The organism is Paenibacillus glycanilyticus NBRC 16618 (assembly GCF_004000805.1).
GTDB lineage: Bacteria > Bacillota > Bacilli > Paenibacillales > Paenibacillaceae > Pristimantibacillus > Pristimantibacillus glycanilyticus.
In genome coordinates this window covers 1-13069 of the sequence record NZ_BILY01000075.1, presented here as the reverse complement: position 1 = coordinate 13069, position 13069 = coordinate 1, and the positions used below count along the sequence as shown (strand labels likewise).

Genomic DNA, 13069 nt, shown 5'->3' with positions numbered 1-13069 from the left:
GCGAAGCCGCCGCCGCGCCATGGGCGGCGCTCCGCGCCGCCTGCGCGAGGGCATCCGCCCCTCGCGCTACGGCCGAGGCGCCGTGGTCCACCGCCGCCTCAAACCGCGCCAGCATGCCGTCCGTTCCGGCATCGGCATGCTCTGGCGCACCCGCATCATCGGCAGCTCCGCCGGCCGATGACAGCCCGCCGGACGCCGATGCCCCGGCGTCCGCACCCGCTGGCCCCGTGCCGCCGGCAAAGCCCGGCGTCGGGTCGAACGGCACCCAGCCTGCGCCGGGGAAGTACACCTCTACCCATGCGTGCGCATCCTTTGCCCGCACATTGTAGAGGGTCCCGGCTGCGCTGGCAGCGTCCGCTCCCGCCGTGGATACCGGCGTGCCGGATACAAAGCCTTTTACCCATCGCGCCGGAATCCCTTCCTCGCGGAGCAGGACAACCATAGCGCTGGAGAAATGCACGCAATACCCTCGCTCCTGCTCAAACAGGAAGTAGTCGACAAAGTCCGCTCCCTTTGGCGGAACCGTACTGTCCAGCGAATACGTATAGCTGTTCTTCAAATATTGCTCGACCGCTTTCACCTGATCGTAACGGTCGGTCCGTGCGTCGCCGACAATCTTGTCAGCCAGCGTCTTTACACGATCCGGCAAAGAATCCGGCAGCTGCAGGTAGTCCGACAGATCCGTCTCTTCGGTTTGCGTAAGAGCCGCCGTTTCTCCGGCAAAAGCGGAGCTGCCCGCCTCCCGCAACAAGGAGGTATCCGTTACCGGAAGCCGGCTCTCGACGGTATAGCGCTCTACCTGCGCTTCCTTATCCGCCGCATACAGAGCGCCCGCCAGCTCATCCTCCACATACGTGCTTAATTGCCGGTTGGGATCAATAGCCGACAGACTAAGCACATGTCCCCCACTCCCCGCGAAAAAGAGCGGCAAGCCCTGCGAAACGGAAGGCTCGGTCATAATGACCGTCTGCCGGATGGTCCGGTTATCCCCGGTAGGGCTGGCCGCAAGCTCGGACGGTTTGTCACCGTATTCCACCGGATGCAGCACTTTCCCGCTCCAGCTGCTGTCCCAGCCGCGTCCGTTATAGACGGCTTTCGATTCACCTCTCCAATAGGTCTGAACCGGCGAAAACCCGCTGAACACCACCGTATCGTCCTGGGATAGGGAAGCTCCAAGCTCCCGGTCGTCGAAGCCGTACCCGGTCATGCCGCGGCCTTGCCCCGCCGTACCCATCGCCGCCTGCATGGCAGCCGAATAATTTTCCTTGCCAAGCTCCACCATCGCTTGTTCAAGCCGATTCGCAGCGTTTACCGTCCATGCCGAGGGCTCCGTTTGCCTAGGCTGCCCGCTGGACAACAGCATTCCGACGCCCACGCATAAAAGCACCAGAAATTCGCCGGCTGCCAGCCATTTCGGATGGAGCTGGCGGTCGAATTCGCTGCCGCCGCCCTGCATCCGCCTTACTCTGGCCATCGTTACGACGGCTCCGAGCAGCAGGCCCTCCGCCGTTGTGCGAAGCAAGCCGTTAAACACGTCGATGCCCACCCAAGTATGAAGAATCAGCAGGTAAGAGACCGTAATCGCCGTCAGACCCAGGGCAACCTGCCTCATCCATACAAGAGCCTGCAGCGCGGGAGCCAGCATAGCCCAGCCTGCGAAAAGCAGCAGCGTCCTCAGCTCGCTGGTCATCGTCCACATGCCGTAAGTGAACAGCTCTTTAATATCTCCGGCCAGCATGCCGGGGTAATTCGCCAGCCACTGCAGCGCGTTTTCGTCATTTCCTTTAAATAGAAGCATGATGGTCATGACGCATAAGAAGCCGTTCATAAGGAGCGACATATACCAGGCCGGGCGAAAAAGCCCCATAACCATTACGCATCCAACCACCGTCAGCAGCGGGCCAATCTGGTAGACATCCGCCCATTCCTTGTAGTGGAGCCAAGGCAGCAGCCATTCGGCCAATAGGCCGAATAACAAGGCGGTCGTCAGTACGCGGAAGCCCATCGACCCGTTATCGGGAGTATTATCTCGCATGCCGGCTGCCTCCTTCCGCCGTTTGCGTCGGCCGGTTCATTTTATCCGGATAAGCGAGCCAGTTGACGGACAATCCCGCCTCTTCCAGAAGGCGCTGCTGCTCGCGCATCGCAAACGTGAGAACTGTTTGCTTCGTGACGACATGCAGGCGGATTCCGCATTTCTGATCGGCCGCATAAGCGGCAAGCTTAATCCAGCTTTGACCGCTTTTCCAGTCCGCGGTATAGACATGGATTACGCCGCCGGCCTTCAAGCCTCCAAGCTCCGTCCGGAGGCTGTCAACGGAGACTGCCGTTTTCGTGAGCTTCAGCTTCGCCAGCCGTTCCAGCAGTTGGTTAACCTGCTGGCCGGCTTGGCTGCCCCGCTTTTGCTTCTCCTTTGCCCCTCCCGTACCAACTGTCCCCTCAAGGAGCCGGACATCGCAGCCATCCGCTGCCGCCTGTTCCATTCCTCTTGCGAGCCAAGCCAGGGAAGCGTCAAATAGCCGCCCGTCATGATTAAACGCAGCACTGTGCGTATCCGCGATCATAATAATCTCGGCCGGCTGCTCGAGCAGATGCTGCTTCGTGAACATCCCTCGTCCTTTGGCCGCAGCCCGCCAATTAATATGCCGCATCGAGTCGCCTTCCCGGTACGGTCTGCTGTCCGGCCCGATTCCGGCCTGCTGCAGCAGCCTGTCCGCGGTAATGGCGCTGATCTCTCCGCCGTCGCTTATAAAAGCCGCCGAAGAATCGCCCGATACCTGCTCCGCCATAGCTCCGTGCAGCTGCTCCGCCCGGCTCCTTTGCTGCTCCGGAAGCGCGGGGACGGCTACTAGGGTGCCCGGACATTCCAGCTTTTTGTGAAAAGCCGTAAGTCCAAGCCAATCGCCAACCGTTACCGTCACCTGGCCGAATTGATGCTCCCCGCGCCTGACGGCAAGAACGGAATAGCTGATCTCCACCTCTTTGCGCAGCAAAGGCGCAACAAGATAACGATAGTCCAAGCTCGTCCTTTTTGCCGCGCTGGTATTGATCATTCCATCGTGAACGGCTATCCATACGAAAGGTACAATGGAAGAACGCCTTAACGTCAGCCGTATAACCGCCTCGTCCCCGTCTTTGATTTTGGCTTCCGGGATAATCCGGCTGACCGTAAGGCCAAGGGTCGAGAGCAGCGGCATAACAATCGATAACAACGGAAGCAGACTCAGCACAATCAGCATAAAAGTCTCCACCGCCCCGCCCCGGGTAAGCATGCCGGCCAGACTCATCAGCCAGCCGGCCGCTATGAGGAGCCACGCACCCCAGCGGGTACGGTAAACCGAAGGACGCGCAGACTGCGCCGGTTCTTCTACAACCGTTTCCTGCGCTCCCGTTCCGGCCTTTCCTGCTCCGGCCAGCTTCGTTTTATTGCCTGCTGAAGGAGGGAAGCCTTGTGCCGACTGTCCTTTGGCCGCTTCCGCCAGCATGACATTCGAGTCGTTTCCCCGCTTCTTCATTTCTGCCTCCCTGCGATTTGACCGGGGGCAATTGACGCGGGCAGAGGCGTACTTCTCATAATCCGGGTCAAAGCTTCGGACACCTGTCTTCCGCCGGCGCTTACACCGTTCAACCTGTGCGCCAGCACAGTCTCACCGGTGGCGAACAGATCATCCGGCAGCACGTATCTTCTTCCCTCTACGTAAGCTCTTGCCTGTGCCGCGCGCAGCCAGTCGCGTCCCGCGCGCGGACTTAATCCCAGCTCCAGCTCGGGCGCGCGCCTAGTCGCATCCGTCACCTTTGCCATATATTCGAGCAGTCCGGGATGGACATGCGCCTGCCGCACCTCGCGCTGCATCCGCAGCCACTCCTCCAGCATAAGGACCGGACGCAGCTGATGAGGCTCCAGCCTCGAGCCGGACGCGTATTGCTCCAGCATTTTCGCTTCGTTCTCCATAGACGGGTAGCCAATCGACAACCGCATCATGAAACGGTCCAGCTGCGCTTCCGGCAGCGTGTTCGTCCCTTCATAGCTTAACGGGTTCTGCGTGGCAATAAGCACAAACGGCTCCGGCAGCTTTCGGGTTTCCCCTTCCACGCTGATTCTCCGCTCCTCCATCGCTTCGAGCAGCGCCGATTGCGTTCTTGGCGAAGTCCGGTTAATCTCGTCCGCCAGAACAATGTTGGCCATAATCGGCCCCGGCCGGTAGACAAGCTCGCTGATCCGGCTGTCCCAGACCGCTCCGCCGATCACATCCGCAGGCAGCATATCCGAGGTGAACTGGATCCGCTTGAATTCTCCCCCCAGCACGCGGGCAAAAGCGCCCGCCAGCATCGTTTTCCCCACGCCCGGCACATCCTCCAGCAGCACATGGCCGCCGGCCAGCATAGCCGTCAGAAGCTGGGTAACCGTTTCTCTTTTTCCTAGCAAAACCTGATCTACTCTATGAATAAGCCTTTGCAGCAGCACCTGCGGCGGCTCCGGCCAAGACTGCGCTTCCGCTCTTTCCTGCAAGCCTTCGAATTTCGGCACGATCATCTCTATCATCGACCTCCTGAAAAATAGCTTCTCTATCTTTCAGTATCGCCACGCGCCTCTCTATTTAGACCTGCTAGACGGAAGACGGCTCTACCCAAATCTCTCTTTTGCCTTCCGTAACCGTTATTCTGCTTATTCCAATATGAAACCGCTGAAGCGTTTCTCTTAACGGCACCATAATTCGGTTCGGCAGGGACGTTCCGCTGCCTCCTACCTCCGATGCCGTCCAGCTTGCGCTTTGATTGTTCACCATGGCCTCGACGACCCCGTTAGCCATGTCCAGACGGATAATGCCATGAAGCCCTAAAGCCAGCTGCCGCAAAGGAACATCAATGGTGCCGTTTAACATCCTGTAATCCTGCGGTGCAAAAGGAATGTCTTCTCCGCCGGCATGAATGATTAAGCTTTGGGTATTTTGCTGGGGCAGAGTTGTTCTCGTCCGGGCCGTATATTGAACGAGAGTCAACGTCTCCGCAGCCGTCACTTTGGGGCGCTTCCACTTCATCGATGGGGAGAGGCGGAATTGGATCGGCTTAACCTGATCGGTTAACACCGCGAACTGATATCCTTTGTTTTTGAAGAAATCGATCACTTCCGGCAGCGCCTTTACCGATTCCCCATGGATGGAGCTGTCATGCATCAGCACAACTACCTTACTGGATAGCCTGGAGCCTTTAACGGTGTTGATGATCTCTTGGGCCGGTACGCCTACCCGCGCCGAGTCGCCGCTGTCTACGTTCCAGTCGTTGACGATATAGCCGGCCTTGGCAAGCGCGTCGTAATACCCTTGGTCAAAGTTGCCAAACGTCCCTCCCGGCGCACGCAGCAGATTGGTCCGTATCCCCGTCACTTTATAGATCTCATCGTCGGTATCCATAACCTGCTTGGCGAATGTGGAGAAGCTGCTGTACAGCTCTTTATACACATGATCGTACGTATGATTGCCGATGGCATGGCCTTCCTTCACGACCTGCCTCGCGATATCCGGATACTGCTTCACTTCCTTGCCCAGCATAAAAAAGGTTCCCTTCACGCCCTCGCGCTTCAGGATGGCAAGAACCTCCTTGGTTTTCTCGCTTGGACCATCGTCAAACGTCAAATAGACGGTTGGCTTGGCCGCCGCTGTTTTCGCTTCCTCCGCGCTATAGTTAACCAGCTGATCCGCTAGAATCGGACTTCCCGCCCCTTCTTCCTGATGCTCGGCGGGTCCATCCGCAGAGCTCCCGGCAGCCGCGGCTACCTCGCTCGCCAGCCCCGCATGCGCAAGCTCGCTTGCCGCCTCCCCCTGATCCTCCGTTACCGGACCGGCTCCAAGCAGCCCAAACCATAACACAACCAAACATAATCCCGTCTGCACCAGCAATCGCATCACATTTGCCACCCTTCTCTACTCTCGTAAGTAATCAAACTAGTAGAGTATATGAGCGGCAAATCTAGCAAATGCCCCGTTAATCATTCATTTCGTATATTGTTTTGCCCGATGCCAAAACCAGCCTTCTCCAACCCCGCACGCCTGCAGCAGGCTTTTTTCCTGCTATTTCCGCCTCCCTCACCAGCCTCCGCTGGCTCATGCTATTTCGCCTCGCGCACCAGCCTCCGCTGGCTCGCATCGCCTGCAGCAGGCTTTTTTCCTGCTATTTCGCCTCGCGCACCAGCCTCCGCCGGCTCCAACTGCCTGCAACACGGTTTTCCCCTCTTATTTCACTCCTCTCACTCCCCACCACTTCGGTTTTCCCCTCTTACATCGTAGTGAAAAGCAAGTGAAGAGCGGTTAAGTTGCTGCAATACGGTCCTTTGCCTTGCTACCATGCAAACAAAAAAAAGACGGGTCCACAGGACCCGTCTTCCAACCGTTATAGCTTTGCCGCTTCGTCCGCAACCTGCTGGACATGGCCTTTGATCTTTACGCCGCGCCACTCGCGGACAAGCTTGCCTTTCTCGTTGATGAGGAAGGTGGAGCGGACTACGCCCATGTACTCGCGGCCGTACAGCTTTTTCATCTGCCAGACGCCATACTTCTCGCATACCTTATGATTCTCGTCCGACAAGAGAAGGAACGGCAGGCTTTGCTTGCCGATAAACTTCTCATGCGACTTGACCGGATCCGGGCTGATGCCCAGCACGACCGTATTACTGTCCACCATAGCGGGATATGCATCGCGGAAATCGCAAGCCTGCTGCGTACAGGTAGGCGTATTGTCCTTCGGGTAGAAATAGAGGACAACCTTTTTCCCGCGGTAGTCGCTAAGCTTCACCGTCTCGCCGTTTGATGCCGGCAGCTTGAAATCCGGCGCTTTTTTGCCTACTTCAATCGTACTCATGCCACTAAACCTCCAATACCTGCCTTAACCTGCCGGGCCTACGAGCCCGCCCCGCGGTACCGCTTGACGCCATGGTTCCAGAGCGCCAGCCCCAGTCCGAACACGATCACGCCCATAACCGGCGTAAACCAGGCCAGCTGAGACAAGTCATCCGCCTTTTTATCCAGGAAATACGATGCCGGAATTACGCCAACAAAGGCAAAGGGCAGCAGCCAGGTCAAGACGAACCGAATCGTTTTGTTATAAATGTTGACCGGATAACGGCCATAGTTCTGTACGTTGTAAATAAGCGGTACGATGCCCGTAGGCGCATCCGAGAAGAACGATATCGCCGACAGCGCCGTATAAATCCCGCCATACACAAGCACGGCGCCAAGCACGAACAACAGCATAATCAAGACATAATACCAGTGGAACGCTAGTCCAAGATCATTCCAGCAGACGGCCATAATAACCGCACCTACCACGGAGCCGATCAGGGACGGCGGATCCACGTTTTCGAGCAGCACTTGAAACAGGTTATGGGCAGGACGCGTCAGGATACGGTCCATCTCCCCTTTTACAATATAACGCTCGCTGAAGTTCCACATCCCGAAGAAGGTGGAGAAGATTCCGTACGGAATCATAAAGAAGCCGTATACGAAAATAACCTCCGACTCCGACCAGCCGCCAAGCGAAGGCGTATGCTGGAACACGACAAGGATGAACACCAGGTTCATCCCTTGGAACATCAAGTCCGACAGAACCTCTACCCAGAAGTCGGCACGGTAGGTCAGACGGGTTTTGGCATAGTTTTTAATGTATTCCCAGAATAACACGGCATACAGCATCTTGAATTAACCTCCTTGCACGAACAGCCGCTTGCGGGCCGCACGCCAAGTAAACATAATAGGCACGAGCAAAATAACGAACCACAACGCCTGAATGCCCAGTACGCCCCAGGCTTCGCTCATCGGGGTACGTCCGGTAAACACGGCGCTTGGCAAATACGTGATCGCCTGGAAGGGCAGCCATTCCATCGTCCCCTTCAGCCAGCCCGGGAAGAAGGCGATCGGAATGAGTACGCCGGAGAACAGGTCGACAAGCACCCGCTTCATCCGCATCATTCCTTCGTTATTTTCCACGAAGAAGGCCGCAAGACCGGTCAAAATATTAAGCTGCGAATTAATGAACAAGCTGAACAGCAGCATAATGAAATAGACAATCCATACAGCCGGGTCCTTCGGCAGCTTGACCGGGAACAGCAGACAGACGATTACCAGTCCCGGCCCCATAAAGAGGATCAGGCGGAACAGCCCTTCGCCAAGTCCCTGCATCATTTTGACGAGCAAATAGGAATACGGGCGGATCAGCTGCATCGCGATGCTTCCGTCCCGGATATCGTTCGCAATCTCGCGGTCCAGGTTATTGAAATAAAAGGCGCGCGCCATCCACGACACGGCGATATACGTCGTCATTTGAGCAAGCGTAAAGCCTTGAAGCGTCTCGGCCGAGCCGAAAATCGCTTTCCAGAGGAAATAATACGCTCCGATATTAATCGCATAAATAATGATACCGCTATAATAATTAACGCGGTAAGCCAGCATAGTCAGAAACCGGATTCGGATAAAATCGACGTAAGCGCTCATCATCGCAGAGAAGTCTCCTTCTCAGCCTCGGCCTCCTGCTTTGGGGACTCGGCTTCCAGCAGCGTTGCGGCGGCAGATACCGACGCTGAACCGGAGCGATAAATTTCGCGCACGATATCGTCGGTGTTGGTCTCGAGGATTTTGATATCCCGGATATCCGCCCCGCCTACAACTACGCCAAGCGCGTCCGATACGTTAATCGTATGCGGCAGCCACATCGAGGCGCCCTGCTCGCTCATCGTCCAGGTAACATCCAGTCCTGCTGTTAGAAGCTGCAGCTTCGCAAGCGACGTTGGCGTGCCGAATTGGAACTGGATCTCGCGTCCTTTGCTCCAGCGGTTCTTCAGCTCTTCCAGTCCGCCGTCATAAATAATCCGGCCGTCATCCAGCATAATGACACGTGAGCACAAGGCTTCGATATCTTGAAGGTCGTGAGTGGTAAGCAGAATCGTGGTCCCCTCTTCGCGGTTCAGCTCCTTCAGGAACTCGCGGATCTCCGTCTTCACCACGATGTCCAGGCCAATGGTTGGTTCATCAAGGAACAGGATCGACGGATTATGCAGCAGCGATGCAACCAGCTCGCAGCGCATCCGCTGCCCAAGGCTCAGCTTGCGGACCGGACGGTTCAGAAGATCGCCAAGATCAAGGCGTTCCACGAGGTTGTCCAGTCTTTTGCGGAAATCTTGCTCGGATACGCGATATACTTTGCGCAGCAACTGGAAAGACTCAATAACACCGATATCCCACCAAAGCTGGGAGCGCTGGCCGAAAACAACGCCAATCCCTCCGACAAATTTTTCGCGGTCCTTGTAGGGTACATAACCGTTTACCTTCAGTTGTCCGGATGTCGGTACCAGAATGCCGGTCAGCATTTTAATCGTAGTCGATTTGCCTGCGCCATTCTCGCCGATATAACCGCAAATCTCGCCTTGCGGAATTTGGAACGATATATCTTTAACGGCTGTAACCTCGTTGTTTTCCCGTTTGAACAGATCCTTTAGAGCGCCGGACAAGCCTTCTCTGTTCTTTTGCACTTTAAACTGCTTTCGCAGATCTTTGACATCAATCGCCAGCATGGGTTTAATAAAACTCCTCTCCGTTAAGAACGGTCGACATTTCCCGGGGAATTATGAGTTTTTTCCAAGGGAAACGATAAAACTTGCGTCTATCTATCGTTCCGCTTTATAATTTTATGATATGTAATATTACAATAGTTATGGTTTTGCGTAAATGGCAGGCATCATCGATTCGGGAACGATGGATCGCCTGTCTGATTTGGGTTTACACACTTTTGCAGGATGAGTTGCTGAAAGGAGCACTACTACAGTCATGGCTACAAAAGCTAAAAAGAAAAGAAAACCTTGGAAATGGGTACTTAGCGGTTTTCTCGTAGTTATAGTTATTGCCATCGCTGGCCTGGTTTACTGGGGCACCGGCGTATATAATTCGTTAGACAATTTCAGCAAGAACAAAGAGGATTCCCGGTTTGGCCAATTCGAAAACAATACAACCACCGCTCAAGCGCCTCCGAAATGGGAAGGCAAAGAACGCGTCAACATTCTGCTTCTCGGCGGCGACGCCCGCGGTTTGGAAGAAAATCAGGTTCCGCGGTCCGATTCAATCATGATCGCATCCTTTGACCCGGTTACGAAAAAGGCGCATCTTTTCTCCGTCCTCAGGGACACTTACGTTGATATCGAAGGGCATGGCAAAGGCCGGATCAACACGGCGATTACGCTAGGCGGACCGCAGCTGGCCATGAAAACCGTCGGAGACCTGCTTGGTCTCGACATTCAATATTATGTGTACACGGATTTCGAAGGATTCAAAGCCCTCGTCGATTCGATCGGCGGCGTATACTTCGACGTTGAAAAAGATATGCACTATACGGATAACGCCGACAAAAATAAATACGATATCGATCTGAAAAAGGGCTACCAGCTGCTGGACGGCGACAAAGCCTTGCAATACGTTCGCTTCCGCCACGACGCGATGAGCGACTTCACCCGTACCGAGCGCCAACGCGAATTTTTAGGCGCTGTAGCCGACAAGCTTAAATCAGGCTGGAACATCGTACAGATGAAAAAAATTCTGGACAGCGTATCGCCTTACATCGAGACGAATCTCCAGGTTACCGATATGCTGAAGCTTGGCCAGCTGGGCGTCGATTCCCACTTGGCAGGCACGCAGCAGGTTCCTCCAATGGATCAGATCGCCGAAGAGCATGTAGGCGGCGCGGCCGTGATTGGCGTCAAAGACCTGGATGAACTGAAAGCAACGGTTCAAGAGACACTGGCGAAGGATGATACAGAGACCACACCATCCCCATCGCCGGGTGCCAAGAACGGAACCGATACCACTACAAATTCGGATAACAGCAGTAGCTCGCAATAGGGATAGAATAAAGGGAGTTAGCTTTACAAAAAAAGGACCAGATCTCCGCCAACCAGCGGGATCTGGTCCTTTCGCATTCATGCGGTTAAAGGTAGAGTACGCTAACCTTTCATTTGTATAATCATTTGGCTGGCTTAGCTGTCGCTTGCGTTATATTGCACGAAGTATAGCATATTCACGTATATGAGCCCCGTAGGCAGATATATCCTGCACGGAATGCAGGATACGATAGAATTAGCCTCCCCATTGGGCTAGATTCCAAGTGATATCCTGCATTTGGTACAGCATAATTTGTCCTAACCCTGTTCCTGGGGCAAATATACTGCATTTCGTACAAGGTGAATGAGCAGCATAGCCATGCATTGGCGGATAAAGATCACGCCGCTTGTGTTGCCTATAATTTACAACGGAGAGAAAGATATCTGCTAGGCCAGAAACGCCCTTGAGCATGACTTTGCTTTTTGCTCCGACTGCGCGATAATGGGGAGTGTCGATTTTTCTTCATTCAGGCTGTTTGCGCAGGCAACCGGCTTACATATTACGAACTACGGAGGATTTCTTTCATGACTATGCAACGCAAACGTTCAGAGGCGCTTTACGAGGAAGCGCTGCAGCATATCGTCGGGGGCGTCAACAGCCCTTCCCGCTCTTATAAAGCGGTTGGCGGCGGTGCGCCGGTGTTCATGAAGCGCGCGGAGGGCGCCTACTTCTATGATGTCGACGATAACCGCTATATCGATTATTTAGCGGCTTACGGCCCCATTATTACGGGACATGCCCATCCGCATATTACGGAAGCGATTGTCCGGGCGGCGCAAAACGGTACGCTCTACGGTACCCCTACCGAGCTGGAAATCCAGATGGCCCGCATGCTGAAGGATGCGATCCCTTCTCTGGATAAAGTCCGCTTCGTGAACTCCGGCACGGAAGCCGTTATGACAACCATTCGGGTTGCCCGCGCGTTCACGAAACGCAATAAAATCATCAAGTTCGCCGGCTGCTACCACGGCCATTCCGACCTTGTGCTCGTTGCCGCTGGCTCCGGCCCTTCTACGCTTGGCATTCCGGACAGCGCCGGCATTCCGACCAGCATCGCGCATGAAGTGATTACGGTACCGTTTAATGACCTGAATGCCCTGAAGGAAGCGCTGGAGCGCTGGGGCGACGATACGGCCGCCGTTATGGTGGAGCCGATTGTCGGCAACTTCGGCATGGTGATGCCAAAGCCCGGCTTCTTGGAGGGCCTCTGCAAAATGACGCGCGAAGCCGGCGCCCTTGTTATTTACGACGAGGTTATTACGGCGTTCCGCTTCCACTACGGCACGACGCAGACGTTTAATGCCTTCCCGGATTTCAAAGCCATCGAGCCGGATCTTACCGCGCTTGGCAAAATCATCGGCGGCGGCCTTCCGATTGGCGCTTATGGCGGCCGCAAGGAAATTATGGAGCAGGTTGCTCCTCTAGGCCCTGCTTACCAGGCAGGTACGATGGCGGGCAATCCCGCTTCCATCTCCGCCGGAATCGCGTGCCTTGAGGTGCTTCAGGAAGCAGGCATCTATGACCGCATGAACGATCTGGCGACAACGCTCGCTGATGGCCTGCGCGTTTCGGCTGCAAAGCATGGCATTCCTCTGACGGTTAACCAAATCCGAGGTTCGTTCTCGGCCCATTTCTGCAACCATCCGGTAACCAACTATGATGAAGCGCAGGATACCGACGGCGAAATATTCGGCCGCTTCTTCAAGCTTATGCTGGAGCAGGGCATCAATCTGGCCCCTTCCAAATATGAAGCATGGTTCCTGACCACCGCCCATACGAAGGAAGATATCGAGATTACTCTTGCAGCAGCAGAGCATGCCTTCTCGAAGCTGTAATGAAATACAGAAAGCTGTTCCGTACTGGAACAGCTTTTTCATATTCTCTGCATCAGCACACTTAACCGCTCTGATAGGCAAATAAGACCCTGCTAGGGTCTTATGCCCGCCATTCCGACAACTCTCTCTGCCAATAAGACCCTGCCAGGGTCTTATTGAGTTGCAACACCGCTTCAACAGGCAATCTTCTACGTCTTTTAAGCAAATAAGACCCTCAGAGGGTCTTATGCTAACCATTCCCACAACTCTCTCTGCCAATAAGACCCTGCCAGGGGCTTATTAAGCTGCAACACCGCTTCAACAGGCAATCTTCTACGT

The 13069-nt window shown here is 55.0% G+C and carries 10 protein-coding genes; 2 read left to right on the top strand and 8 right to left on the bottom strand.

Annotated features, from left to right (window positions below; all coding sequences use genetic code 11):
* From PGL01S_RS30250 to PGL01S_RS30215, 8 genes are all read right to left on the bottom strand, one after another.
* Positions 1–2035: transglutaminase-like domain-containing protein (locus PGL01S_RS30250; protein WP_127499405.1), on the bottom strand; the 2035-nt coding region annotated here is incomplete at its 3' end.
* Positions 2025–3515 carry a DUF58 domain-containing protein gene (locus PGL01S_RS30245; protein ID WP_127499403.1) on the bottom strand — a complete coding sequence of 497 codons (1491 nt, stop codon included), beginning with the start codon at positions 3513–3515 and terminating at the stop codon, positions 2025–2027. The genes PGL01S_RS30245 and PGL01S_RS30250, both read right to left, overlap by 11 nt.
* Positions 3512–4534 (bottom strand): AAA family ATPase, encoded by a 1023-nt coding sequence (locus PGL01S_RS30240; RefSeq protein ID WP_127499401.1) that lies wholly within the window; start codon positions 4532–4534, stop codon positions 3512–3514. Before PGL01S_RS30240 ends, PGL01S_RS30245 begins: the two co-directional genes overlap by 4 nt.
* Before the next feature lie 73 nt (positions 4535–4607).
* Entirely contained in the window at positions 4608–5903 is a 1296-nt protein-coding gene (locus tag PGL01S_RS30235; protein WP_127499398.1) for a polysaccharide deacetylase family protein, read from the bottom strand.
* Between the two features lie 484 nt (positions 5904–6387).
* The gene (gene bcp, locus PGL01S_RS30230) at positions 6388–6855 is read right to left on the bottom strand and encodes a thioredoxin-dependent thiol peroxidase (RefSeq protein ID WP_127499396.1); all 468 of its coding nucleotides are present in this window, start codon (positions 6853–6855) and stop codon (positions 6388–6390) included.
* 38 nt (positions 6856–6893) lie between these two features.
* On the bottom strand, positions 6894–7685 hold the full coding sequence (locus PGL01S_RS30225; RefSeq protein WP_127499394.1) for an ABC transporter permease: 792 nt from the start codon (positions 7683–7685) through the stop codon (positions 6894–6896).
* Positions 7686–7691: 6 nt separating this feature from the next.
* Positions 7692–8486, bottom strand: coding sequence for an ABC transporter permease (locus tag PGL01S_RS30220; RefSeq protein ID WP_116394105.1), 795 nt, complete (start codon positions 8484–8486; stop codon positions 7692–7694).
* Positions 8483–9559: an ABC transporter ATP-binding protein gene (locus tag PGL01S_RS30215; RefSeq protein WP_127499392.1), complete on the bottom strand. Its 1077-nt coding sequence runs from the start codon at positions 9557–9559 to the stop codon at positions 8483–8485. The genes PGL01S_RS30220 and PGL01S_RS30215 overlap by 4 nt, the downstream gene beginning before the upstream one ends.
* Positions 9560–9812: 253 nt before the next feature.
* On the opposite strand from PGL01S_RS30215, the gene PGL01S_RS30210 reads away from it, so the two are divergent.
* Together PGL01S_RS30210 and PGL01S_RS30205 are read left to right on the top strand one after the other, a co-directional pair.
* Complete coding sequence (locus PGL01S_RS30210; protein ID WP_127499390.1) at positions 9813–10877, top strand: LCP family protein; 1065 nt, start codon at positions 9813–9815, stop codon at positions 10875–10877.
* 563 nt (positions 10878–11440) lie between these two features.
* A complete protein-coding gene (locus PGL01S_RS30205; protein ID WP_127499388.1) occupies positions 11441–12751 on the top strand; it encodes a glutamate-1-semialdehyde 2,1-aminomutase in 1311 nt (436 codons plus the stop codon).
* Positions 12752–13069 lie beyond the last annotated feature (318 nt).